The sequence below is a fragment of the Pseudarthrobacter siccitolerans genome (assembly GCF_001046895.1).
GTDB lineage: Bacteria > Actinomycetota > Actinomycetes > Actinomycetales > Micrococcaceae > Arthrobacter > Arthrobacter siccitolerans.
Window position 1 is genome coordinate 181,159 of sequence record NZ_CAQI01000059.1, and the last position, 25,684, is coordinate 206,842.

Here is a 25,684-nt window from a genome sequence, read left to right on the forward strand (position 1 = left end):
ATCAATCCAGGAAGGTCACCATGCAGCACAGCTTTTCCCTTACCGGTATCACCGCCATTTGCTTCGGCCTCCTGATCGCGGGTTGCACTCCGACAGCTGAAATTGAAACAGGAATGGACCGTGAAGGAGGTCGCTCCAGTCAACCGGCGACGACCGGTAACCGCGAGCAAGTGATGTCCGGGCTCGGTGTCAACGCCAACGTCCACAGCTGGCGGGACGGTGAGCTCAGGCCCGCCATAGACAAAATTTCCGCACTCGGCGACATCACATGGCGGGTGGTCATCGACAACGGTGACTGGGAATCGGTCCGGAACCCTGCTGCTCCACCTGCCATCGATTGGAATTACTACACCCCAATATACGAGACACCGGAATTGGTGGATCTCTGGGAGACCATCGCATACATCAACACAAAGCCTGGCCAGGAGGTGATGCTCAACGTCATGGGGCCCGTTTCCCAGTGGATGGGAGGGGACCATATCGGGGCTGACATGGAGGACGAATGGGTTCGAACCATGGCCTCAATGGCGGGCTACGGACGGACTGTCAAGAACTTGGACTTCACATTGCTGGCGCCCCTGAATGAGCCCGATTTAAATGGAATCGAGGGGCCCAATGTCGGTCCTGAACAGTACGTCCGCCTGCTGCACAAGCTAGCCGTTGCCCTGGACGACCTCGGACTGACAGATATGCGCCTCGTAGGACCTGATACTGCCCTCGCAGAGAATGCGATGGACGGCTATTTTCGTGAACTCAACACCGATGCCGTCGTCATGGATCGCCTTGCCTACTTCGCCATTCACAGTTACAGCGGTGAAACCTCCGACGCCCGGCAAGTCCTGGCTCAATCGGGCTCGGGGCTGGATTTCTGGGTGACAGAGTTTTCCGGGCCCTGCCCGGGATGTGATGGCGGGGCGCCGAATCCTGCCGACTGGACGTCGGCCTCCGCTACTGCTCTGTTGGCACTGGACCTCATCCAGCAGGGTGCGACGGGCCTCCTGCATTATGACGCCTGGGATGGCTACTACAACCATCACGGGAGCAATGGATATTGGGGGCTTCTTGCGTATGACAAGGCGAATGGGAACTACTCTCCACGCAAGAACTACTTCGCTCTGCAGCAGCTGACCCGATTCGTCCCGAGGGGATCGGTCCGCGTCCCCATGGACTCCGGGGATGCCCGCATCAAGGCTGTTGCCTTCGAGGATCCAGTGTCCGGCCGTTTCACGGTCTTTGGAGTCAATACCTCTGACGACGTAATTCCTGCACGGATGGCGATCCCTGACATAGCCGGGCCTCTTGACCTCTCTTCCTACATCACCAATGCGACCCACGACATGGAAAAGACCACAGGCGCTTCCGTCTCGTCAGGTCGGATTGAGGCCACCATTCAGCCGCAAACGATTTTCACGCTCAGTGGAATTCCGACGAAAGGCTAGATCATGACGTTGTCCGGTGCGCTGCGCGGCATTGCCCACAATTCCGCACTCATCCGCCCCTTGAACCGCCTCGGAAGACTGCCGGCGCGTTCCAGCGCCGCCGGCACCGCCAAGGTGCCTCTTTGGGTGACTCTCGGAGGCATAAAGGTCGGGTTACTCGACGCAGAGCCGGCACTTGAATTGATACTCGCGCGCGCCCGGGCGGCGGCCCCTCCTTTGGCGGTGGCGTCAGCCAACCTGGATCACATCGGCCACTTCGGAGAGGGAAGCCGGTGGCATGGCGTCCTTGACGATCACCAGTCGGGCGTGGAATGGCTGACCTTGCTCGACGGTTCACCTTTGGTCAAGCGGGCGGAGGTGCTGACCGGGCGGAGGTGGCCCCGCTTGGCTGGAAGCGACATTATCGAACCCATCCTGGCCGCAGCAGAAAAGCGAGGTTTCCGGATTGGCCTCCTGGGCGGCACGGCGGAGGCCCATGAGATGATCCGTGACCGCTTCGGGCGGGAGCTGCCAGGGTTGACCGTGGCTGGATCGTGGGCTCCGAGCCGTGAGGAACTTGCCGACGTCGATCAATCGGGGGCAATTGCGGCTGAGATCGCGGCGGCAGGAGTCGAGATCCTGCTCGTTTGCCTCGGCAAGCCCAGGCAGGAGCTGTGGATCAAGGAGTACGGGAATGCGACTGGTGCTGGTGTTTTGTTGGCATTCGGGGCCGTTGTGGATTTTCTCGCCGGCGGCCGGGAGCGCGCCCCAGGAATAGTGCGTGATGCCGGCATCGAATGGGCGTGGAGGTTGGCCCTGGAACCGCGAAGGCTGGCCAGGCGGTACCTGGTGGATGGCCTAGCGGCCTACTTGGCCTTGCAGAGATTCAGCGGTCAATATCATGCAGAACATGCCGGACCCGCAAAAACCGGAGAAACCTGGGCAGCTGGGGCGCCTAGAGGTAGCGCCCTCCAGCAACCACGCAGAACCGGCGGGTTCTCGAGTTCGACCGAACATACGGACGTTGCGGTAATAGTCGTGACGTATGAGAGTTCGCACGTCGTCCGGGATCTCATTGCAGGCCTTCGCCTTCAAACCCGCGATCAGTCCATCAAAGTGATTGTTGCCGACAATTCGCCGTCGCCGGCAACTCTTGAAAGCCTGGCCCAGGAAACCGATGTCGTGGCCTTTTCCACTGGCGGAAACCTGGGCTACGCAGGCGGAATCAATGCGGCCATCAAGCGCGCCGGTACCGCTGAATCCTTCCTCATACTCAACCCGGACCTCAGCGCTGAGCCAGACTCCATTCGTATGCTCAGGCAACGAATGTCGGAAGCGGCCGCGGGCGTAGTCGTGCCGCTGCTTGTCGACGATGATGGCTCCACCTATCCTTCGATTCGTCGTGAGCCGTCGGTGCTGCGGGCATTCGGTGACGCTGCCTTCGGCAGCCGTCTGGCGGGCCGCCCGGATTGGTTATCCGAAATCGACTCTGACACCGATAGCTACCTTCACCCGCACAAGGTCTCATGGGCGACGGGGGCAGCCTTGCTGATCAGGCGGGACGTGGTGGAGGCATTGGGGGACTGGGACGAGCGGTACTTCCTCTATTCGGAGGAGACGGACTATTTTCTCCGCGTTCGACAAAACGGTTGGGATGTTTGGTTTGAACCTGGATCAAGGATGCACCACCGACGCGGGGGCTCAGGTGCATCTGCCGCACTGAACGCTTTGCTGGCGGTAAATAGGATCCGGTATGCAAGGAAGCATCATTCCAGGAGTTACGCCAGCGCTTTTCGGTTCGCCGTCGTTCTTGGGGCTCTCCTTCGGTCGCCTAAAGTGTCGAACCGGGGAACGCTGCGTGCAGCATGCTCGGAAGCCAGCTGGGGCGCCCTGCCACGCGCACACAGGTACGTCTCCGGACTCGCAAGCCTCGCGGGTTCGGGCTTTCCACCCGGTGCAGTCATTATTCCCGCCCACAATGAAGCTGCCGTGATTGGACGGACCCTGAGTCTCCTGGCGGAACCGCTGTCCCATGATGTGCTCGAAGTCATCGTCGCCTGCAACAGCTGCAGCGACGACACAGCGCTGATTGCGGCGGCCGTTCCTGGGGTGCAGGTGATTGAAGTGCCGGTGGCCTCGAAGCCAGCGGCCCTGAATGCCGGAGACGCGGCGGCGACGAAGTGGCCACGGATCTACCTGGACGCTGATGTGGAGTTGACGCCTGCAGCACTTCGGCACACGCTGGAGCACCTATCGGCGCATAATGACCCGATGTGCGTCCGCCCGGCCTGCGTCTATGACACAGGCGGTGCGACACTCTCAGTGCAGGCCTACTACCGTGCCCGCACCAGGTTGCACGGTAATCGGACGGCAATGTGGGGGGCCGGCGTCTACGCAATGAATAAGGCCGGACACGACAGACTGGGCACGTTTCCAGAACACCTGACTGGCGATGATCTGCTGATTGACCGGCAGTATGCCGGTCATGAGAAGCAGGTCCTTGATTGCCCCCCCGTGGTTGTCCGGACACCGCGAAGTCCGCGGGCCCTGTTGGCCACTCTCGGACGGATCTACCGCGGGAATGCCGCACAGGAAGGCGGAATCGGATCGACGACGCTTGCAACGCTTCTGGAACTGATCGGGTCTGTCCGCGGTCCAGGCTCTGCACTCGATGCAGCGGTTTACGCCGGCTTTTCGCTGGCGGGCCGCTGGTTGTCACTTGGCTCCTCTGGCTGGGGACGGGACGAAACATCGCGGAAAGACACACGGCTGGCCTCTTCGAACCGAACCTGACCATTCCCAGAGAAGGTAGTTATGACTATCACCGCAAAACGCGTTCAACGGGGCAAACTGCCGGACCTGTCCGCGATGACGGACCACTACCAGCTACTTATCGTGGCCGCCCTTTCCCTGGCCGTTGCATTAGTCGGCATAGATACGCCGGGGATCGGTTTCGATGAGGCGGCCACGTGGTGGGCAGCGCAACTTGACTGGGTGGAACTCGGGAAACTGCTGGCGAACCAGGACCGGAACTTTGCTCCGTACTACACATTCATGCACCTATGGATGCTGCCATCAGATTCCTTGTGGTGGTTGAGGATTCCCTCGGCTGTGGGTGGGGCACTGTCGGTGGTGGCCACGGCTGGTTTGTGCCGTCACCTGTTTGGTACCAGGGCGGCCTGGATCGCCGCCCTGCTCATGGTCATTGCGTATTCCTGGGTGCGGTTCTCCCAGGAAGTCCGGCCGTATTCGTGGTCTTTGGCGATCGCCACCTTCGCGACATGGGCTTTTGTCTGGATGACCGGCCGCCGCTCCGGCAGGATTGCCGCTGTATATCTGGCGCTCATGGTGGTGCTGCCGGTAACGCACCCGTTCGCAGGCATCGCAGCCGGCGTGCACCTGTTGTATTCGCTTGTTGCCAAGGACCGAAAGCTGGCCGTCCTGGCCATCATCGGTGCCCTGCCCACCCTCGTTGCCGCTGGGCTGGTGATGGGACAGGTAAAGCAGGTTTCATGGCTGGGCGCCGTCACTCCGCTCGAAGCAGTCCGTGAACTTGTGGGCCTGAGCAAAGTGGTCTGGTATGCGCCCGTTGCCGCCGCCGCTTGCGCGGGGTTGGCCTCTTACAGGCGGATCCGTAAGAATCGTGGAAACAGGCCAGCGGAATTCGTGCTGTTTGTTTCGTGGTGGGCCTGTCCGCCAGTATTCCTATGGGTGGTGTCTGAACTGGTCACGCCGGTCTACGCGGCCCGTTATGTATTCTGGACCCTTCCGGCGATGGTGTTGCCCGCAGCAGCGCTCATCTCGATGTTGTTTGATCTACCGAAGTTCCGCTTCACTGTCACGGCCGCACTGGCCTCCCTTATTGCCATCACCATACCTGGCCAAGTCAGTGCCCGCGGACCTGATGGCCACCTGTGGGCTCCCCAGGAGTTCGCGGCATTAATTATCGATGACGGCGAGCTTGGTGACGGTTTAGTGGACGCGGACTTCCTGGCACTCACGCTTCAGTACCATCTGCGCGGACACGCCATTCCTGAGCCGCTGGTTCTCGGCGCGGCAAACGCGGAAGGAAAATTCACCGATACGCAAGTACCAATCGCATCGCAGCTGGAGAGACTCAAAGATTATTCGCGGTTATGGGTCCTGGAAGAGACGACCAATGCCAAGCAATTGCCGGTGGGCTTTTGTCCGGAGGAGGTGTGGACGTCGGGATACGGAATCGCCCGGCTGACACTGGCCACGCGTTGCGAATAGCGTGGGTTTGAAAGGGATAGATCCAGGGGTGGCTTGGGTTTAATTCGAACGCGACCAGCAAGCCGGGCGTCCCGGGCCTATTGCGGTGCCTTCTGCGCAAGAAGGGAAGCATACAACTCGACGAGGCGGTGCGGCCTTCGAAGAAGGCGGATGAGGATCCGCAACGACCCCGCCATTTGGTCGGCGAGGATGCTCAGAGCAGTATCACGGGTATCGACGGCACATGGAAAGTAGCGGTTCACCTGTGACCCGGGTACCCGCAGTCCCACGATCTCATTCAGTACATTTCCGCCGTGGACGACCTGTAGCCACATGGGATGGGACGTGCGGATATTCAGCACTGGTGCACATTCATCAATTTTGTAGTGGTGTTCCGCAAATACTGTGAGCGGCGGTTGATGCGTAATGTTCTCGATAAGGCTTGAAAAAGGGTTCCTGGTGTAAGGCCGAAGGTATGTTTTCCCGTTCGAGTACTGCGCTCCGTTGACCAGATTGACGAATAAAAGTTCCTGATTATCAAAACTGGCCTGGATCTGCTCCACGAAGTCAAAGGCGACTGCATCATCATTGTCCACCCGCGTGGTGATGACGAAGGGTGTGCTGCAGTGGTGGGCAACCGTGTCACTCAGGAACGTCTTGGTGAACTCGCCAGGCACATAAACAGCATTAAAGACTCCTTGACTGGCTACCTCCACTTCCTTTCGAAGCCAGTCCGGAGTTTCTGCATCGAAAAATACCAGCCAGGTAAAAGTATTCACCGACTGGCCGGCAAAGCTCGGCAGGCAGTATCGCCGGAATAGAGCCATCCGCTGTCTCAGCCAATAATCACTGGGTTCGGATTTATGATAAAAGTTTCGAACGTTGAATCGCGTCAGTACCAGATGCGTAAATTGTTCGCTGCCGGGGATATCATTGACTGCCATACAAATGCCCCTGGAAATTGGTGGAACCCCCATCGGTTTGGGGCTTACTGGCATCCTCCCGCCGCTGTCATCCAATGACAAGACCCTCGAAGCCACACTCTTGATGCGGATTCCCACACGTCAGCTTCTGTAGTCTGGCGTGGCCCCAATGCCGGACCTAGCGTTGACGGAAAGGCCCCAGTGAAGCAATTGAACATGGACAGTAAAAGGCCGACTGCGAGGGGGCTTGAACAATGCTTGGATCGCCAGATATCGACCATGTACTGCTGACGCGTTTTAACCTTCCAACCGAAGGTTATGAGACGCTGATTCGTGCCAAGCAAGGATGGCTGCAAGAGCGAATTGATCTTTTCGAAAGATATTGTCTTCCCTCCGTGCGGAGCCAGACTGTCCGGCCGTCAAAGTGGATAATATATTTCGACCCCGAAAGTCCCGCGTGGCTTGTTGATCGCATCTCAACGATCAACCACGACAAAGTGTTCTCGCCAATATTCCGGACGGCAGTGACACGGGCTGACCTCCTTCATGATCTCGAGATATGTCTGAGCAGAAGAAATCGGTTCCTGCTTACGACGAATTTGGACAACGATGATGCCCTGGCCTCAAATTTCGTGGAGCAACTTCGTACGGTCGTGCCTTGCGACGGCAGCCTTGCCATCTACCTGATCAACGGTCTTATCCGGTCCACCAAGGGCGTATACGCACACTCCGACGTGAACAATGCGTTCTGCTCGGTCTTGACGCCCTGGACAGATCCCACGACGTGTTGGGCGGATTGGCACAACCTTCTTGGACGGACCATGCCTGTTGTCCGTCTGAGCGGCGCACCGGCATGGATGCAAATGGTTCATGGGAAAAACGTCAGCAACAGGGTGCACGGCCGACAGGTTTCGCCGGCTCTCTACGCGGCCAGCTTTCCGGGTCTTCTTGCGGACGCAGCCCCTCCCACCTCGGGGCAACTCATGGCGGATCATGTGTTGCTGGCGCCCGTTCGACAGGTACGGGACGAGGCGCGTGGCATCGCCAAATCAGTTATTCAGTTGGCGCGCGGCAGGGACGGAACGGACAAGTTCAAAATTTGGATGAGTGCCAAGGCCAAAAATCCATTCATGCGACACGAGAGCGAAAACCGGTACTGAATATGGATACAAGTTGTGGATTCGACAGGGAAGCGTGCCGAAATGTGGCTCCGTGACATGTTTTTTGGCCTCGGTCGACGGTGGTATTTCCTTGCTCTTTTCCTGCTTATGACCGCTGGTCTTTGCCTCTTGGTGAAGGCCTCCGTTCCGACCATTTACCGGGCTCAGGGAAGTTTGGTCCTGATGCCTCCCACTGCAACTGTCGGCCCTGAAGGCAATCCCTTCCTGTTTCTTGGCGGAATGGGCCAGGCGCTCGACATCTTGGCTGTCGAGATGGCTTCGGAAGACACGGCCAAGCCCATACGGGATGCCCATCCAGGAACTTCTTACTCGGCAGAGCCGGACCGAAGCAGTAGCGGCTCCGTAATCCGTATCACCGTTGAGGGAGACGACCCACTGCGGGTTCATGGTGCACTCAAGGATGCCGTCGCAGTTGTTCCCTCGACACTCACGGCCATGCAGGAAACGCAGAATGTTCCGGAGAGTTCGCGGATCCGCTTGATGACCCTCGTCGTGCAGGACAACGCGAAGGAGGATTCCAAGACGCGGACTTTCATCCTGGTAGGAGCTGCCGGCGCCGGCACAGCGTTCAGCGTGTTACTCACCGGGTTCATCGACGGACGGCTCCTGGCGCGGACTGATCGGCGAAAGGCTGTCCCAGCCCCGGCCTCGGTGCCCAAGGGCTCGGTCGCGACGGGAAGGGGCTCGGTGCTCGCCGTACATGCAGCACGGGCTGAGCGGCAGGAGCTGACCACCCGTCGCAGCAGCCGGGCCGCCAGGGTGCGAGGCTAGCACGGTGTTGCCTGTAGACCTGCCCCCGCGGGTGGCACCGCTGTGACGGCCGGACTCTTCTTCCGGATCATGATCCGGCGCTGGGTTTTTGTTGCCGTGGGCGTCGTTTTGACGGCATTCGGATGTTCTGCACTGGTCAATGGTGAGCGGACTTATTGGATGTCGACGGACCTCGTCTTTGTCCAGCCGGGCGGAGGTTCCGTCACAAACGTTTCAGACGCAGTAGTGCCGTCGCTCATTAACTTCGCGGGCCTGGTGCAGCGCCGAGTCCATGAGATCGGCACGCCCGTTGAGCTCCCCTCGTCCAGTGTGACGTTGTATGGCAGCGGCGTCCGGCGTGGGTACTCGATTACGCTTCCAAACTCCGGAAACCAGTGGGCTGTCAGCTATACCCGGCCCGTCCTCGCAGTTCAGGCCGTGGGCAGCAGTCCAGAGGAGGTCCGACGGACTTTGAGCGACGTCCTCGCGCTGGTGAAAACAACCGCCAGGGATCTGCAGGCCGCCCAAGGGGTGCCTGCGGGCGAGTTCATTTCCATGGACAGGTCTCCCGCATTACCGGAAGTTTTTGATCAAGGCAGCACAAAGGCGGGTCGTATCAAGGGACTTCTTGCGTTCGGATTCCTTGGCGTGATCCTCACGGCGTTTACGGTTATCGTGGTGGACCGCACAGTAGAGGGACGAAAGAACGCTCCCCCAGCGGGCAGGACGTCAGAATGACCGCTCAAGGAACGGGCGGTACTACTATGGATTCTCCGCGTCAAACGGTGAGATGGGATGCGGTGACCGTGCTGACCATTGGCATGGTCCTGGTTTGCGCGATCCCCTCGTACCTGAGCGTTTCAGCCCTTGGCCCGCTCGGACGGCCCGGTGTCCTGTGGTTCCTCGCGGCCGTCCTTTGGTGGGAGTGGTCCCAGCTTCAGCGCCCCTTTCCGCTCGTCACGCAGAGCCAACCCGTGCGCCGCCTTCTTTTCCTCTTCCTGGCGGTGGTGGTGGCAAGTTATGCACTGACCAACTTTGCTGGCCTGCCGCCGGACGAGGGGCGCGCCGCCGACACGGGCGCCATAAGGATCCTCAGCTGGGCCGGAATATTCCTGATTGCCAATGACGGGATAACAGACCGTGAAAGGCTCCTGGTTTTGTTGCGCCGGGTGGCAACCGTCGGCGCGCTGATGTCCGCTCTGGGTCTGCTTCAATTCGCCACGGGACAGTCGCTCGTTTCTGCCATTACCGTCCCCGGATTTACGGCGGGAGCGGACTTCGACAATATCCAGGGTCGATCGGGCTTTCTGCGTGCTGCCGGCACTGCATCGCACCCTTTGGAATACGGCATTGTCTTGTGCATGTCACTGCCCATCGCCGTCAGCCTTGCATTGAATGACGCAAAAGGCAGATCCATCCTGCGTTGGCTGGCGGTCGGAGTTATTTTGTGTGCCTCGGCTCTTTCAGTATCGCGGTCAGCCCTTATAGGTATCGGAGTGGCTCTGGCCGTGCTCGTGCCTGGTCTGCCAAGGTTCATGCGGCTGCGCATTTTCTTCATTCTGTCAGTAGGAGCCGCAGCCCTGTACTTGTTTGTGCCCGGCATGGTGGGGACTGTCAGGGGACTGTTCACCGGCATTTCGGAGGACGGCAGCACCCAGTCGAGGACGAGCAGCTATGAGGCGGCCCTGGACTTGGTAGGCCGGAACCCATGGGTGGGGAGGGGGTTCGGAACATTCCTGCCCGAGTACCGTATCGTCGATAATCAGTACCTGCTGCTGTTGATAGAACTCGGCCTGGCGGGGTTTTTCTTTTTCATAGTGATGCTGGTTCGCGCTGCCTGCTCGTGTCTCCAGGCGCGACGGGCATTCAAGGACCCTTTCATGAAGCAAATGAGCATTGCGTTGATTTCCTCTCTTTCGGCCGGCAGCGTGATGTTCGCCTTCTTTGATGCTCTGAGTTTCCCCATGGCGGCTTCATTCATGTTCCTGATACTGGGTTTGGCCGGGGCCGTGTGGCGGGTTGCTCGCAACGAAACCAACACCCGGGTGCTTCCGGCGGCCCGTTAGTAGAACAAGCAGCAGTACCTAGTGTGTTTGGGGGCTGGCCGGGCTTGCCATTACCCGTTCGAGGACTGCCTGGACCGTCTCCGCAGCTGTATCCCAACTTGCGCCGAGAACGGACGCGGATAGCTTCGCCGCGAAGTCATGGCCCCCGTGCATGCCAAATGCGTGATCCATGGTTTCTGCAATGCCAACAGGAGAGGGGGGCGTCCACATGACCTTGTCGACGTCCAGAACCACACGGTTGTGTTCTGCATCGTTAACCACCGGCAACATCCCGCTCGCCAAAAATTCCCAGGGCACGAGCGAGACGTTTGTGAAGGAGAGGCTCAATCCGACTCGGCAACTGTTATAGATCCCGTTCAAGACCTGCGGCGGTGTCTTCCCGTGGTTAACGAACGGAAATGCCTGCGGCTGCAGGTGTTCTCCAAAGATGTGGATTGTCGCCTCCGGTCGCAGCCGGTGAAAACGGGCCAGGGCAAGCATCCCGAGTTCGTGGCCGCGCCTGGCAACATTGGGTTTGGTGTAGAAAACGACGCCGTCACGGGTTGTGTTTGCCGTCGGAAAGTAGACGTCGCAGTCGGCCCCGAATTCAAAGAAGTAACAACGCATCCCGTATTCATGCTCAAGCTTGCCGGCCAACCACCGGCCTGCAGTTATTCCGGTGAAACCGAACCGATACGTGTCTTCGGCCAAGGAATACATCGATCCCTTGGGATAAAAGTCGGGCTCAAAGTCCTGGACCAGATAAAAACGTGAACCCGAAGCCTCTGGATGGCTGGCCAGAACATGTGCCGTCTGCCAGGATGTTGCCACCCAACCATCCATGGCCGGCATGCCGGCAGTGACATCATGAACCTGTGCCCGGATCCGGGGCCGCATTGCGGCGATGGTGGCGGCGTGACGACGGATGTCACCGTGGAAGCGGTCGTAGAGGAACACATGACATTCGTGTCCTGCACGTTCGAGGCCCTCCACCAGCCGCAGGAGCGTGGTATGCCCGCCCGAACCAAGGGCAGGGGGTGTCATTATCCATCCAAGCCTCAGCCGGCTTGTATCGGACGGAGGTGCGAACAAGGGGGGCTTGAGCGCCGTCGAATCGGCTACGTCCCTACCGAATAGCGGAAACGGTTCCTCAACCGGCCCAACAGAATGGATCGCCCGTCTGAGCAGCCGCCTCCGCAGCCCGTCAAAGCCAGTTTCCTGGACGATTTTCCGCACCTGAGCGTATCGGCTGCGGAGATGGGCCGGACCGCCAAACGGGGTCTCAGTCCCACGGGCGGCGCTTCTAGATTCCATAACGCCGCCAAGTCTGCCAGCGAATCCTATTGCGGATATCGCGATCCAGGGAATCGTAGGTGGTGAACACACTTTCCCGGAGGTTTGCCGCGCCAACACCCTTGAGGCGTGCCTGATAGCTCCGCCAAACACGTAAGTCGCCGAACTCCTCATAGGAGGACGTGGCGTACTCGACCGCCGCGGACACATCATCCGCTGAAGCATGCGGGTCTGCCATCTCCCTCAGCGCCCAGTCGAAGGCCTCTTCGCACTGGCGCCGCGTTACGTTCCGCCACAGTCTTTGCTGATCCCCCGAGGGCAGGTTAGAGGATGCAAGGAAGCTCCTGTACGCCTGTTGACGCTCACGAAGGTCTTTGGCCACTGTTGCGTACCGGGTCCTCATCATGCTTTCAGGATGGACCCGCCGTAACGCCTGATCTGCACCGTTTACCCGGCCGACATCCGAGACGGCAGCGATTCGGAGCCACATCTCCAGGTCGCCTGAGTGAGGCAGTTCCGGCCGGTAGTAGCCGACCCGGTGTTGCACCGATGCCCGCACCACCGCTTCGGGGCAGTAGATGATGCTTAAGCCCCTATGGAACTGGGCACGAATCCAGCTCCGACCGGGCCAAATGGTCCAGCTCAAGGATTTTTCGTGCGCAGCTGGCGGTTCGCCCTGGAATTCAACAGGGTGACCGTAAACAAGGCCAACCTTAGGGTTTGATTCCATGAGGGACGTGGCACGGTGCAAGGCACCGGGTGCCAACATGTCATCAGCCGAGAGCAGCACCACGTAGTCAGTGTCAACCAGGGCAAGCCCCTCGTTGTAGGTCGCTATGTGTCCCTGGTTCGAATCATGCCGTGTCAGGGCGATGCGGGCGTCGCCTGCGGCAAGCCGGGTGGCGATTGCGTGGCTCCGATCCGTGGATGCATCGTCAATGATATGTATCCGGACATCAACCCCGCGCTGGTCAAGGACGCTCCGGACGCAGGCTGGCAGGAATCGGCCGTAGTTATAGCAAGGTACAACGACAGTCACTGTGGGAACGGGGCCGCCCAATGGACGAAGCCGTGACCATTGGACCCTCATCGGTTTGCCGCCAAGACGGCAGCCGGAGTGCTTGCCGGCGGAAACCCCAGCGATGAAAGGACCCGCTGGGCAACATCATGCCACGTTGATTCGCTGGCCCGGCGTCGGGCTTCGGCGCCCATCGACTCGGCTACTTTCGAATCGCACAACCGCAGCATAGCCAGGGTGAGCGCCTCGGAGTCGTCAGGGTGAACAGCCATGGCAGCCGGTCCCAGAAGCTCGTCGGCCCCTCCTTCCGTGGTGGCGATGACTGGAAGTCCGGCCGACGCTGCCTCGAGGCAGGCGATGGGCGATGGGTCGAACCGGCTTGGCAGTACAAAGCATGTGGCACTTTCAAAGAGAGATGCGAGGAGGGTTTGGGAGGCGGGGTCCTCGCGGGGAAGAAATCCGTGATCGCGGACCCCCGGCTCAGCAGCATACGGATGTTGACCTACCAGATCCAGGGACGCCGCCGGGAACATCCTCCGGACTTCCCTGAAGGATGCCAGAACCGCTTCGCCATTCTTACGTCTCCAGTCAACGCCCACAAAGAGGAACCGGGGCCGGGCCCAATCACGCTCCGCAGATTTCACGGGATCACGGGGAAGATGTCCCATTCCCACCACATGAACCCGCCTGCCATCGATTCCGTAGTCATCAAGGAACGATTTCGCCGCCCACGAGGTGCTCACGCAGCAAACGTCTGCAGCCCGGGACGATGCGGCCTGGCGCTCAAACCAGCGGCGGAGGTGGTGCTGCGGGACATTGAGCGCGCGGATGTCTGAATCCACATTCCGCCACATCTGCAGAAGGGTTCCGTCATCATAGGTGGCACAAGGGATTTCGGCGGAAACTACGTTATGAAGGCTATACATCTCTGTTCCCATCGCTATCACAGCGTCGAGGGCGCCGACTTCCTTCATTCGGCGGGACAGTGCGATGGTTCTTGCTGCCTGTCGTATCGCCATGCGGTCAGCTACGGGCCCGTTCCGTCCCGTACTGCGTGACGCCAGCGATACGGCAGCCTTTGCTACCCAGGGCAGGTCCACACCTATCGGAACTACCTCAAATCCGGAGGCTTCTATGCCCAGTGCCATCCCGCTCGGTGTGCCTGACCAGTTGCCCGGGAATCGCGGATCCCGTTGCGGATACAGCAGTCCGATCCTTGAGCCCGGCTCTGCTGAACGGCCTGCTTGCGGATTCAAACGTTGTGGCCTTGCCGCGTGCCTTGCACGCGCACGAGGAGACAGGGACATATCTTTTCTGGCTGGGTTCACGTGGACCTCCGTCGGATCTTGGCAAAACGGGCGAGCAGTGAGTCGTACGTCGAAAAATAGGGCGCCAACCGGGTATTTGCTCCGCCCCAAACTTCGCGGGCCAGCGGTAACGCTGTGGCCATGTAGATAAACAGTCCTGTCAGCGCGGCCGCCGCAATCCGCCACCAAGAGCCGGAAATCGGCAGTATCACGGCGTATGCCGCTCCCGCAGCGGCAATGGCGGCAAGCAAGGGTCCTGCCGCCGCACGGAAGAGCAAGCCGGGCAGGTCTTCTACCGCAGAACGGAGCATCCACAAGTAAAGGGGCAAGACCAGGCAGGCAATGACGCCTACGTGCACCCAGGCGGCTCCCAGTACGCCAAACTGCGATACGCCCAGCCACAGCCCGGGAACCAGTGTGGCCAGCCAGCTGGCCTGGACAAGCAGCACCCGCCAGGACTGGCCTCTGGCTACCAGGAGGTTGGACAGCAGAAGGCTTGTTGTGAACATGGCACCGTAGATTCCCAGAACGGCCAGGACCGGTCCTGCCTCTGCCCATTTCTCGCCATACAGCCCAACGACGATGTCCGTTGACAGGACGGCGGTCATGGCAGCTATCGGGCAGGCCACGAGGGCCGTCAGGCGGGTCCACCTCGCGAGTCTGTCCCGCAGGTGCGTTGCTTCGAGTCCGGATTCCGAGAACGCGGTCATTGCCACACTGTTGATCGTCGAGCCAAGGACTGATGACGACCAGGAAGCAATGTTGAAGGCAAGGACGTAAATTCCGAGTACCGCGGGCCCCAGAATTCTGCTGATAAAAGCGAAATCGGCATTAAGGAGGGTGTAATTTATCAGGTTGGCACCGGCGAGGGGCAGTCCGAATTTCAGAATCGGGCGCAATTTGCCGCGATTGATGCGAGGCCAATAAAAGCGCTGCGGTGTAAGGATGATTACCAATCCCACAACCAACTGGCCAGCGACCCGGGACCACGCGAAGGCTAAGGCGCCGTTACCGTCAAGGGCGAGCAAGATGAGAAGTCCGTTTGCGGGAACGAAGGCAACGAGATTCGCGATAAACAGGCGGTCCTGCCGGAATTCCCGCGTCATCATGGCACCAGGCACAGCAAAGAATCCGGTGAGGAAGACGCAGATGGAAAGCACCTGGACGGGTCCTTTGGCATCGGCTGCACCGAAGGCAGCGGCTATCGGTTCCGCAAACCCAAAAACGATCAGTGCGAAAACAGTGCCGGAAATCAACGACACTGCCGCTACCGTTGGTGCGTGGTCGTCAAGTGAAAGGTCCCGGCGTGCTACGCAGGAAGCGACGCCGAGCTCAGCAAATGACGAGACGATGGTATGCACGATCAGGGCGGCCGCAAATACACCGAAATCGTGGGGCGAAACAATTCGAACCACAACTATCGTTACTGCTATGCCCGCGAGCTTGGTCATGAGCATATTGATGCCGCTCCACACGGCGCCTCGGTGGGCTCTCGAATCCAGCGACTCCGAGTCCGCTATGGAGGCGTCACTTTTCATCCGTCACCGCCCACCGCATCGGAACCGGGTTGATCGCGGTTTTGAGCGCCTCGACTACGCGCTCCTGCTGCCCCACAGTGATGTGCGGGTAGAGCGGCAGCGACAGGATGCTGCCGGCCGCATCCTCCGCGACAGGGAACGAACCAATTCCACGCCCGTCAGCCCAGTAGGCCCCACTCAAGTGCACCGGCACCGGATAGTGGATCCCTGCCTGGATCCCGGCCGAATGAAGAGCTGTCAGAACGGCGTCACGCTGAGGCACCCGGACCACATACAGGTGCCACACGTCAACGTTTCCGGGCGCCTCACGGGGTACAACAACACCGGGAACATCGGCAAGCAGTTCTGAATATCGTTCAGCGGCTGCCCGGCGCAGGAGGTTCCAGGACTGCAGCCGGGCAAGCTTCGCTTTGAGAACCACCGCCTGAACCGTATCGAGCCGCGAGTTGAAGCCGATCGCATCATGCACGTACTTGTGACTGCTCCCGTGCGCGCCCAGCATCCGCACCCGGGCGGCAACGGACGGTTCGTCTGTCAGCACGGCGCCGGCGTCACCGGCAGCACCAAGGTTTTTCCCCGGGTAGAAACTGGTCCCGGCAGCAATCCCGAGTGTCCCGGCAGAACGCCCAAAGCGGGTCGCGCCCTGCGACTGCGCGGCGTCTTCGATAATCACAGACCCGCAGGCCTCAGCGATAGGAACCAGCTGTTCAACGAATGCTGTCTGGCCAAAGAGGTGGACCGGCACAATGGCCTGCGTCCGGGAGGACACAGCGGCGGCGACAGCAGAGGGAGAAATCAGCAAATACTCCGGGTCCACGTCCACGGGAACTGGAACCGCCCCGATCCGGCTGACGGCCTCCGCCGTAGCAATAAACGTATTGGCGGGAAGAATCACTTCCCCGCCAGGGGCCACGCCGCCGGCCCGCAGGGCCAACTCCAAGGCGTCAGTCCCGTTGGCAACTCCAATGCAGTGCCGAGCTCCAACGAAGGACGCGTACGCCGCCTCGAACTGCTCGACGGCGGGCCCGCCAATAAAGGACGCAGAAGTGAAAACCTCTGCCAGTTCCGCCATGACCTCTTCATGGACGTCCGCCTGCTGCGCGGCAAGATCCACCAGCGGCACAGCTTCATCCCGGACATCAACTTCGGCACTCACCGCACACCCCCGAAATGGAAACTTTCCCGTTCAATCTCGTGCGCCGGCACACCAACCCAGGTCTCGCCGTCGGGCACGTTGCTGAGTACCGCGGCGCCCATCCCCACGGTCGCGTAGGCACCCACCGATGTCCGCTCGCGGACGCTCGCGTTCATGCCCAGGTAGGCAGCCCGGCCGATCCGGACTCCGCCGCCCAAGGACACTCCCGCAGCGAACGTGGCAAAGTCCGCCACGTCGTCGTCGTGCGTAAAAGTTACTGACGGCATGGCCACCACATGGGACCCCAGGGTGACCGCGGCAGTCATGGTGACGTTGCGCAGCAGGATGCTGCCGCGTCCTATCCGGCACCCCTCGGGGTACTGCACCGTGGGGTCGATCGCCGTCGCATATCGGGCTTCGCTGAGCCCCATCGCGGTGAGCCGCTCCACCACCGCCTCCCGCGACTTCCCCGAGCCGATGCACACCAGGATCAACGCATGGGTGTACCTCCCGGCGTCGTCAATGGTCCCCAGCACCGGGGCGCCGTCCACTGTCACCCCGGCCATCTCCTTGTCGTCGTCCAGCAGGCCCACCACGTCGTACTGCCCGCTGGCCCGCACCATCGCCAGGACTTCCCGGGCCAGGCCGCTGGCCGCGATCAGGATCAGCTCGCTCACGTGGCCGCCCCCGTGGCGGCACTGCGGACGGTGCTGATGATCCGGCTGAGGCCGTCGTCGTCGAGTTCGTGGAAGACCGGAAGGATCAAGGTCCTGTCGTTGAGCCGTTCAGTATGCTGCAGCAGCGAACTGCCGGTGTCCCGCCAGCGGTAGGCGGGCTGCCGGTGCGCCGCCATGATGCCCCTCCGGGCCGAGATGCCGGCCTCCGCGAGGCGTTCCAGCAGGCCTTCGCGGGTAGTGCCGAAGCCAGGCAGAACCTCCAGCCACAGCGATTGGAAATTGGTGGTCCCGTACGGCGGGTCGGACACCAGCCGCAGTCCCCGCAGGCCCGCGAGCCCGGCAACGTACCGGGCCGCGATATCCCGGCGGCGTGCCACCACCTCGGGCAGCCGTCCCAGTTGCACAATTCCGACGGCGGCCTGCAGGTCCGTCATCCGGTAGTTGAAGCCCACCTCCAGGTAGACCTCCGGGGCCGCCAGCACCGAGCCGTGCCGGTCCGTGGCGGACACGCTCATGGAGTGCTCCCGCAGCGTCCTGGCCCGGGCGGCCCAATCGGCCCGGTTGGTGGTGAGCATTCCGCCTTCACCGGTGGTGAGGATCTTGCGCGGATGGAAGGACCACACCGCCACATCCGCCTGGACACCCACCGGCCGCCCTTTATAGGTGGAGCCGACAGCGCAAGCCGCGTCCTCGATGACGGTGATCTCATGCCGGTCGCACAGTTCCCGGATCGGATCCATATCCAAAGGCATACCGCCCTGGTCCACCACAATCACGGCCCGGGTATCCAGGGTCAGGGCCGCGTGGATGGTTTCGGCGGTCATGTTCCCCGTTGCGGGGTCCACGTCGCAGAAGACGGGGCGGGCCCCAACATAGGTGACCGCATTCGCCGTGGCGATAAAGGACAGCGACGGGACCACCACGTCGTCGCCCGGGCCGATGCCCGCCACCACCAGCGCCAGGTGCAGCGCGGTAGTGCAGTTGGAGGTTGCGACGGCGTGCCGCACCCCCTGCGCGGCGGCGAACGCTGTCTCGAACTCCTTAACCTTCGGGCCCTGGGCCACCCAGCCGGAAGCCACCACTTCCGCCAGGGCCCTGGCTTCTTCTTCCCCGAGCCAGGGCTTCATGACGTTGATCCGGGCGAGGACTGCTTCCGTACTCATTTGGCACCGGCTTTCCGTGTCGCCGCGATCTCATCCCGGAGCGGCTGCCACCAGGTGACGAGCTCCCGCAGTCCCTCTTCAAGGTCCACTTCCGCTTTGAATCCCAGGTCGCGGGCGGCAGCGGAGGTATCCGCCAGGCGCCGGACCACACCGTTGACCTGACGCGCCGGCCCGTGTTCCACCGCCAGATCCGAGCCCATGACCCGCAGCAGCGCCTCCGCCATCTCCAGGAGGCTGGTCTCCGTTCCGCTGGCGATGTTGTAGATTCCGTCCGTGACGCCGCTGGCGGCGGCGAGGACATTCGCCCGCGCCACGTCGGCCGTATAAACGAAGTCCATCGTCTGCAGCCCGTCTCCAAAGATCAGCGGCGGCCGGCCGTCCATGATCCGCTCCATCCAGCGCACCAGCACCTCGGTGTAGAGGCCGTGGACGTCCATGCGGGGCCCATAAACGTTGAAGTACCGCAGCATCACGAAGTCCAGCCCGGTCATCGCGTGGAAGCTGCGGGCCATTCCCTCGTTGAACGATTTCGCGGCCCCGTAAAAGGTGTCGTTGTTGGCGTGGTGGTGGCTTTCGCGGGTGGGAAATTCCTCCGCCATGCCGTATACCGAGGCACTCGACGCGGCCACCAGTTTGTCCACCTTGTGCTCGGCCGCGGCTTCGAGGATGTTGAAGGTCCCGTCCACCATGACCTCCAGTGCCAGCCGCGGTTCCTCCGCGCACTGCGTGATCCGGATGGCCGCCTGATGGAACACCAGGTCCTTGCCCCGCGTCAGGTCGTGGACCAGGTCGCGGTCCCGGATGTCGCCGTGCACCAGCTCCACCTGCCCGCTGCCCTGTGCGCCGGCCAGGTTGTCCAGGCGGCCGCGGACCAGGTTGTCCAATACGTCCACGCGGTCCACGCCCGCCCGCAGCAGTGCGTCCACCAGGGTGGAACCGACGGTTCCCGCCCCGCCGGTCACCAGCACGTTGGCCCCTTCCAGCCGGCTCACCGCACACCCTCCAGTTCGACGCCGGATGCTGCTTCTGCAGCCCCGGTTCCTTCCACCGGGGAGGCCTTGCCGTCCAGGCTGAGGCTGCGCGTCACCGCTTCGAGGACAGACAGGACCCGAAGGCCCGACTCCCCGCCGGTCCGCGCCTCCTGGCCGTTGCGGATACAGAAGGCCAGCTCGGCCACCACCTGGCCCAGCGCTTCGCGTTCCGGCAGCGCGGGCGACCACGTGTCCCCGAGCCGGTAGGACACGGCGTTGGAAGCCTTCTCCCCGGCCGACTTCGGCTGCCGGTCCAGGCTGACGCCCCTGTCGTACACGCTGAGCCGCTGCTGCGGGTTCAGGTCGTCCCACACGAGGGTCCGGAGCGATCCGCCGATCACCATTTGGCGGATCTTGGTGGGGCTGAGCCAGTTCACGTGCACGTGGGCGGTGGCATCATTGGGGAGCCGGAAGTTCAGGTGCCCCACGCAGTCCCGCCCCGTTCCCAGGGGGTCGGCGCCGAAGGCCGAGACTTCCGCGGGGTTCAGCCCGCCGGGGAGGACGAAATCCAGGATGGCCAGATCGTGCGGCGCCAGGTCCCAGAACACATTCACGTCCGGCTGGACGAGCCCCAGGTTGATGCGGGTGGAATCCACAAAAAGGATCTCGCCCAGGGACCCGGCCTGCACCAGCTCCTGCATCTTCAGGACGGCAGGTGTGTAGCAATACGTGTGGTCCGCCATCAGCACCAGGCCCCGTGCCTGCGCTTCGGCCACCATCTCCAGTCCATGCGCCCGGCTGTCCGCCAGCGGTTTCTCCACCAGGACGTGTTTTCCGGCGCGCAGCGCCGTCATCACCGTGCCGTGGTGGGTGCGGGCCGGTGTCGCAATGGCAACGGCGTCCACGTCAAACGTGTCCAGCAGCTCATCCAAGGACTCGACCACCGGGATCTCCCCCAGCGTGGCAGCCAGCTTGCGGGCCCGTTCAATGTCCAGGTCGCAGATGGCCACCAGGGCCCAGTCCGTGCTCGCCTGGAGGTTGCGGGCCAGGTTGGGGCCCCAGTATCCGGCTCCGACGACGGCGATCTTGAGTTTGGGGGTCGGCTGCCGGTGGGTGGGGGTGTGGAATGGATTGGGGAATGTCCTCATGTCACTTTCTTTCCCGAAGGGGTGCTAGTAGGCGCCGGACGGCGAGATGACTGCGCGGAAGGTCCGCCACAGGATCAGGAGGTCGCCGGCGATGGACCAGTTTTCGACGTAGTAGAGATCCAGCCGGACGGCTTCATCCCAGGCGAGGTCGGAGCGGCCGTTGATCTGCCACAGCCCCGTGATTCCGGGTTTGATCAGCAGCCGGCGGTGGGTGTGGCGCTCGTAGGCACTCACTTCACGGTCCAGCGGGGGCCGCGGGCCCACCATGCTCATGTGGCCCAGCACTACATTCCAGAGCTGCGGGAGCTCGTCGAGGGAGTACTTGCGCATCCAGCGCCCGCACCGCGTCACCCGCGGATCGTCGCGCATCTTGAAGAGGACGCCTGCCCCCTGGTTCTGCGCGTTGAGCGCGGCCAGGCGGGCTTCAGCATCCACCACCATGGAACGGAACTTGAACATCCCAAAGACGCTGCCGCCCTTGCCGATCCGGTCCTGCCGGAAGAACACGGGTCCGGGGCTGTCCAGGCGGACGATCACGGCAAGGACCAGCAGCACCGGGGACAGCACCAGCAGGGCGGCCAGGGCCATGGCCACATCCATGACACGCTTCAGGACATGCTTGGCGCCGCTGTACTGCGGGATGTCCACGTGCATCAGGGGCAGGCCCTCCACCGGCCGCCAGTGGATGCGCGGTCCGGCCACGTTGGTCAGTGTTGCCGCCAGGACCATCTCGGCGGAACACTCTTCGAGCTTCCAGCCCAGTTCGCGGATGAACCGGTTGCCGCCAGGAAGCGGCCCGGCCACGATCACCGAGTCGGCTTCCACCAGGCGGACGGTACGGGCGATGTCATCCGTGGAGGACAGGACCGGCACCAGGGCGCTGTCCACGCTGAGGCTGGTGCCGCGCCGTGCTCCGGGGAGGCAGACGCCGAGGATGTTGTAGACGGGTCCGGACTTCCGCGAGACCTGCTGCACAACGTACCGGACGTCTTCCGGGTCACCCACCACAACGGCCCGCGAGAGGTGGCGGCCCTTCGCCTTCTCAGCCGTGAGCCGCCGTCGGAAGACCCAGCGGTTGGCGGTCAGGAACGCCAGGCCCAGCGGGAGGGACACCGTGACGAAGGCAGCGGCGCCGTGGACGGAGAACACCACTGCGGCGATGGCCAGCAGCCCGAAGATCCGCAGGCTTGCCGATGCGACGCGCTTGAACTCGTCTGCGCCCACCCCCAGCACCTTTGCGTCGCGGGTGCGGTAGATCTCCAGGGCAGCGGGCCACAAAAGCGCGACGGCGGCAGCGGTCACCAGGGTGCCGGCGTCGCCGGGCCCCGCGGAAGCCACTCCCACGCTGGAGAGCTCGTAGCCGGCAAACACGGCCGCCAGGACCAGGGCGGAGTCGGTGGTGCGGAGGAAGTTGATGTGCCTGGCGAGCCAGGAGGCCGCTGCCTTGCGTGTGGGGATAAGGGGCACCTGCGGTGCAGGGGCGGGCGTTGCGGGTGCAGTTGCTGGAGCGCCCGTTGGCGGCAGCAGGAACCGGGTTCCTGCGGTGTCCGCCGCCGCCAACGGCGCTGTTGGCATCCGCTGTGCAGCAGCGGGCGCAACGGGCCAGTCGAAGGCAGTGCCCCGGGTCCTGGCCACTGGTATCTCTGCCATGGTGTCCCCTTCCCGGCGTATCCGCCTGTGTTCTGGCCGTGAAGCAAAATTAGCTTCGGGAAAGCTGCCGCTGCGGGGAATGGAAGGGCGCATGTGGAACTAGCAGCCGGACGATGTGGAAAATGCGGGTACCTGCAGAAGCCGGGAAACGGGCTAAAGTACGGGCAGCACGTACGGTTCGCGGGCCGTATTGTCCTTGCCCGCGGCAAGGGCCGTGAGCTGCGCGCGCGACTCCACGCCGAGCTTGCGGTAGATCGCTGTGAGGCGTACCTCCACGGTCCGGACGGACACGTAGAGCGTGGCCGCAATCTCCTTATTGCGCATGCCGCGGGCCACCATCTGCGCCAGCGACCGTTCGTGGTCGGCCAGCATCAGCATGGCAGGGTTGCCCTTGGCCCGTGCGGGTTCCACCCGTTCATCCAGCAGCAGCGAGTCCACGTGCTGGGTCCAGGCGTCGGCTCCCGCCTCATCGAACATCACCTTGGCGCGGAGCATCGCATCGCGGGCCTCGCGCAGCCGGCCGAAGGCGCCAAGCCGCTCCGCGTAGCAGAGCAGGGTCCGGGCCCGTTCCAGCAGGGAGTCGTGGCCGTTCCGGCTCTCGAGTGCCTGGCAGAAAAGCTGAAGTGACTGATCGCCGTCGGCGAGCATGGCCCGGCTCCGGGCCACCACTATCATGAGCCACGGGGACCGCAGCCCCACGGAGCGGCTTTCCAGCTTGTAGAGCGCCTGGCTGGCCTCACGGTGCCGGCCCAGGCGCACCAGGACCTCCACCAGGTCCGCCTCGCACCGGAGCAACGTGGGGTTGCCGAACTCCAGGCCCAGCTCCGCCGCACGGGACAGTTGGGCCAGCGACTCCGCGAGGTTGCCGCGCATCAGTTCGAAGTGGCCTTGGATGGCTGCGAGCTGTGCGGTGATGGACCGGTGGCTTTCCGCGCCGGAGAAATGCTGGGCATCCGCTACATTGACCCGCGCCAGCGCTTCATCCCCGAGGGCATGCGCCCGCCACACCCGGAAGACATACCGCATCCCGCGGTGGTATTTCATCTCCGGTTCGCGGAGCTCCAGGTCTTCAATGAGCTTCACCGCGGTCCGGACATTGCCGGCCCGGATCTCATTGTCCACAGCAAGGTAGGCGGCGGTCTCCCGCCAGTTGGCATGGCTGGGCTCCGCGGAGTTCCGCACCATCGCGAAGGCTTCCTGGGCAAGGCCATGATGCTCCGCGTAGCTCAGGGCGCGGCCGTGCACCAGCAGCCCGGCCACCCAGGCGCTTCCGGCCTGATCGTTCTTGCGCTTGAGGTTCTCGGAATTCCCGCTGATCCCTTCCACCAGCAGCTTGGCCTTGCCCACCACTGCCAGGCACTCAGGGGACGCTGAGCCCTGGAACTCTTCGGCGTAGCGGAGCAGGGCAGCGGCGTCCTTCAGTTCCCAGCGTTCGGCGAAGTACAGCGAACCGACGGCCAGCAGCTTCGCCGAATACGCAGGATCATGCTGCCCGAATTCCTTGACCAGGCGCAGCACCATGCTGGCCCGCACCGCAGCACCCTGGAGGAACTCGATCTCGAATGACAGGCCTGTCAGCCGGAGAATGAGCGCAGGGTTCCGCGTCACCCGCCTGGCCCAATCCAGGTAGCGCCTCGCGTAAACGAATTCACCGCGGTTGAACAGCAGCTCCGCGACTGTGGTCAGGCGCGCGGCTGTTTCAGCCTCCCACGGGTTGATGGTGAGGGCCCGCTCGATGTATTCAACGGCGAAGGCCACTTCCCCCTCCCGGATGAGCTCAACAGCAAACCGGAGGAGTCCAAACGGCGTTTGCCGCTCCAGCGCCGTGAAGCTCAAATGCCATCTGCGGGCGTACGGGTCCGAGTCGCTGGCCGCCTCGGCCAGGGCCCGGTGGCTTGCGGTCCGCACAGCCGGTGTCATCGCTGAGAAGACGTAGCCGCGGAGCAGCTGGTCCCGGATCCCCAGATAGGGACCTGAACGGCTGACCATGCCGGCGGCCAGGAGTTCATCCACCCCGGTCCAGACCTCGCTGTGGATCTTCTCCAGGGTGGTGATGCCGCTCCGGAAGGAGAGCGACAACAGGTCAAGGGTCTTCCGCGCTGCCGGTGTAAGCCCGCCCAGCGTGGCCGCAAATTCGGCTTCGAAGCTGCCCCTGGCGGGCAGCGGAACGGGGAGGGCGTACTTCCCCTCCGCCTGGCGTTCCAGCAGGGCGTTGTAAAGTTCGACGGCGGCCAGCGGATTTCCCTGCGACGCTGCGGCAACTGCATGTACTGCCGCCGTCGCTGCCTGGCGCGCGGGGATGGCCTCCAGCATGCGGACAGTGTCGTTATAGCCCAGCGCGCCCAGCTGCAGTACGGGCAGGCTCGAGAAAGGGCTGTCCGTTGAGTCTTCGCGGACGCTGGCGAAGACCGCGAGGTCCGTTCCCGCCAGGCGCCTGGCAAGGTAGCCGATGATGGCCTGGCTGCTCGGGTCCAGTTGGTCGGCGTCGTCAATCACCACAAGGGTGCGGGACGATGACCGCTGATGCAGCCCGCTGAGCAGCATGGTGGAGACTGCGGCCACGTCCAAGGCTCCCGAAGTATCACGACGAAGTTCATCAGCGATCCGGTTGAGGACCGGGTCATCCATACCGTTCAGGAGTGCCGTAAGCCCGGACAACGGCCAGTCCGATTCGGAGACGCTGGCGCGCAGGAACACCGTCCGGTAGTCCGAAAGCCGGGGGATCTCGCTGAGCAGTGCGGATTTTCCCAGCCCGCGGGAACCCGTCACGGCGAGGGCCGCTTCCTTGGGGCCCCTGATCACGGACAGGATCCGGTCAAGTTCCCTGCTTCTGCCAATTAGCGACATGGGGTCCCATCCATAGAAGAAGGAGACCAGTTTTCCTGCGGTGTCCAGCATTTTGTCGCACTGCACCATCCGGTCGACGTGCATAACCATAGGTCCAGCAAGGCCGGCCGCTTGGAGCGCCCAGCCCGGTTCCCAGCCGTGGAGCCAATATAGCCCCACGTCAAAAAGGGGCACCACCGTTAAGGCGCTGGATTTCATCAAGATTTCTCAAGTGCCCGTGAGGAATCAGGCGGTGCACATGAGGTGCTCCAAGTGGAAGGATGCCCGGTTTGGATCACGGCTTTTTGTGCCGATGCACAGCCTTTCGTGCTCCGCGGGGCGTCTAGGGTGGGAGGAACGTGTGATCAAACGCACTGGATGGCGGCCCCTCCGGCGCGCGGGCCACCG

General features: G+C 62.4%; 19 protein-coding genes. 7 read left to right on the forward strand and 12 right to left on the reverse strand.

The annotated features are described in order from the left end of the window. Positions 1-20: 20 nt before the first annotated feature. Genes ARTSIC4J27_RS20970 through ARTSIC4J27_RS20980 form a run of 3 tightly spaced genes read left to right on the forward strand, consistent with a single transcriptional unit; the run spans position 21 to position 5,672 of the window. Positions 21-1,439, forward strand: coding sequence for a glycosyl hydrolase (locus ARTSIC4J27_RS20970; protein WP_050057142.1), 1,419 nt, complete (start codon positions 21-23; stop codon positions 1,437-1,439). A 3-nt stretch (positions 1,440-1,442) separates the two neighbouring features. Then, on the forward strand, positions 1,443-4,211 hold the full coding sequence (locus ARTSIC4J27_RS22370) for a WecB/TagA/CpsF family glycosyltransferase (RefSeq protein ID WP_083435582.1): 2,769 nt from the start codon (positions 1,443-1,445) through the stop codon (positions 4,209-4,211). A 21-nt stretch (positions 4,212-4,232) separates the two neighbouring features. Then, on the forward strand, positions 4,233-5,672 hold the full coding sequence (locus ARTSIC4J27_RS20980) for a glycosyltransferase family 39 protein (RefSeq protein WP_050057143.1): 1,440 nt from the start codon (positions 4,233-4,235) through the stop codon (positions 5,670-5,672). 77 nt (positions 5,673-5,749) lie between these two features. Here the strand turns inward: ARTSIC4J27_RS20980 and ARTSIC4J27_RS22375 are convergent, their stop codons facing one another. Next, positions 5,750-6,595, reverse strand: a complete 846-nt coding sequence (locus ARTSIC4J27_RS22375) for a glycosyltransferase (RefSeq protein ID WP_161799596.1) — start codon at positions 6,593-6,595, stop codon at positions 5,750-5,752. A gap of 233 nt (positions 6,596-6,828) precedes the next feature. Here ARTSIC4J27_RS22375 and ARTSIC4J27_RS20990 point away from each other — a divergent pair, with 233 nt between their 5' ends. The 4 genes from ARTSIC4J27_RS20990 to ARTSIC4J27_RS21005 all read left to right on the forward strand — a co-directional run bounded on the left by ARTSIC4J27_RS20990 (position 6,829) and on the right by ARTSIC4J27_RS21005 (position 10,571). Further along, positions 6,829-7,734, forward strand: a complete 906-nt coding sequence (locus tag ARTSIC4J27_RS20990; protein WP_083435584.1) for a glycosyltransferase — start codon at positions 6,829-6,831, stop codon at positions 7,732-7,734. 15 nt (positions 7,735-7,749) lie between these two features. Then, positions 7,750-8,526: a hypothetical protein gene (locus tag ARTSIC4J27_RS20995; RefSeq protein ID WP_050057145.1), complete on the forward strand. Its 777-nt coding sequence runs from the start codon at positions 7,750-7,752 to the stop codon at positions 8,524-8,526. A 42-nt stretch (positions 8,527-8,568) separates the two neighbouring features. Beyond that, positions 8,569-9,243: a hypothetical protein gene (locus ARTSIC4J27_RS21000; protein ID WP_050057146.1), complete on the forward strand. Its 675-nt coding sequence runs from the start codon at positions 8,569-8,571 to the stop codon at positions 9,241-9,243. 62 nt (positions 9,244-9,305) lie between these two features. Further along, entirely contained in the window at positions 9,306-10,571 is a 1,266-nt protein-coding gene (locus tag ARTSIC4J27_RS21005; protein ID WP_235436810.1) for an O-antigen ligase family protein, read from the forward strand. A gap of 18 nt (positions 10,572-10,589) precedes the next feature. Here the strand turns inward: ARTSIC4J27_RS21005 and ARTSIC4J27_RS21010 are convergent, their stop codons facing one another. From ARTSIC4J27_RS21010 to ARTSIC4J27_RS21060, 11 genes are all read right to left on the reverse strand, one after another. Further along, positions 10,590-11,594, reverse strand: coding sequence for a rhamnosyltransferase WsaF family glycosyltransferase (locus tag ARTSIC4J27_RS21010; protein ID WP_152683934.1), 1,005 nt, complete (start codon positions 11,592-11,594; stop codon positions 10,590-10,592). A 259-nt stretch (positions 11,595-11,853) separates the two neighbouring features. Then, positions 11,854-12,882 carry a glycosyltransferase family 2 protein gene (locus ARTSIC4J27_RS21015; RefSeq protein ID WP_161799597.1) on the reverse strand — a complete coding sequence of 343 codons (1,029 nt, stop codon included), beginning with the start codon at positions 12,880-12,882 and terminating at the stop codon, positions 11,854-11,856. Positions 12,883-12,929: 47 nt separating this feature from the next. Next, a complete protein-coding gene (locus ARTSIC4J27_RS22845) occupies positions 12,930-13,703 on the reverse strand; it encodes a glycosyltransferase family 4 protein (protein ID WP_161799598.1) in 774 nt (257 codons plus the stop codon). A gap of 482 nt (positions 13,704-14,185) precedes the next feature. Then, on the reverse strand, positions 14,186-15,643 hold the full coding sequence (locus tag ARTSIC4J27_RS21025; protein ID WP_161799599.1) for an oligosaccharide flippase family protein: 1,458 nt from the start codon (positions 15,641-15,643) through the stop codon (positions 14,186-14,188). Between the two features lie 52 nt (positions 15,644-15,695). Beyond that, entirely contained in the window at positions 15,696-16,862 is a 1,167-nt protein-coding gene (locus tag ARTSIC4J27_RS21030; protein WP_050057152.1) for a DegT/DnrJ/EryC1/StrS family aminotransferase, read from the reverse strand. Then, entirely contained in the window at positions 16,859-17,518 is a 660-nt protein-coding gene (locus ARTSIC4J27_RS21035; RefSeq protein ID WP_050057153.1) for an acetyltransferase, read from the reverse strand. Before ARTSIC4J27_RS21035 ends, ARTSIC4J27_RS21030 begins: the two co-directional genes overlap by 4 nt. Further along, positions 17,515-18,681, reverse strand: a complete 1,167-nt coding sequence (locus ARTSIC4J27_RS21040) for a DegT/DnrJ/EryC1/StrS family aminotransferase (protein ID WP_050057154.1) — start codon at positions 18,679-18,681, stop codon at positions 17,515-17,517. The genes ARTSIC4J27_RS21035 and ARTSIC4J27_RS21040 overlap by 4 nt, the downstream gene beginning before the upstream one ends. Next, positions 18,678-19,673 (reverse strand): NAD-dependent epimerase/dehydratase family protein, encoded by a 996-nt coding sequence (locus ARTSIC4J27_RS21045; protein ID WP_050057155.1) that lies wholly within the window; start codon positions 19,671-19,673, stop codon positions 18,678-18,680. Before ARTSIC4J27_RS21045 ends, ARTSIC4J27_RS21040 begins: the two co-directional genes overlap by 4 nt. Then, a complete protein-coding gene (locus ARTSIC4J27_RS21050; RefSeq protein ID WP_050057156.1) occupies positions 19,670-20,800 on the reverse strand; it encodes a Gfo/Idh/MocA family protein in 1,131 nt (376 codons plus the stop codon). Before ARTSIC4J27_RS21050 ends, ARTSIC4J27_RS21045 begins: the two co-directional genes overlap by 4 nt. A gap of 24 nt (positions 20,801-20,824) precedes the next feature. Beyond that, positions 20,825-22,450: a sugar transferase gene (locus tag ARTSIC4J27_RS21055; protein WP_235436812.1), complete on the reverse strand. Its 1,626-nt coding sequence runs from the start codon at positions 22,448-22,450 to the stop codon at positions 20,825-20,827. Positions 22,451-22,603: 153 nt separating this feature from the next. After that, the gene (locus ARTSIC4J27_RS21060) at positions 22,604-25,387 is read right to left on the reverse strand and encodes a helix-turn-helix transcriptional regulator (RefSeq protein ID WP_235436813.1); all 2,784 of its coding nucleotides are present in this window, start codon (positions 25,385-25,387) and stop codon (positions 22,604-22,606) included. Between the last annotated feature and the right edge of the window lie 297 nt (positions 25,388-25,684).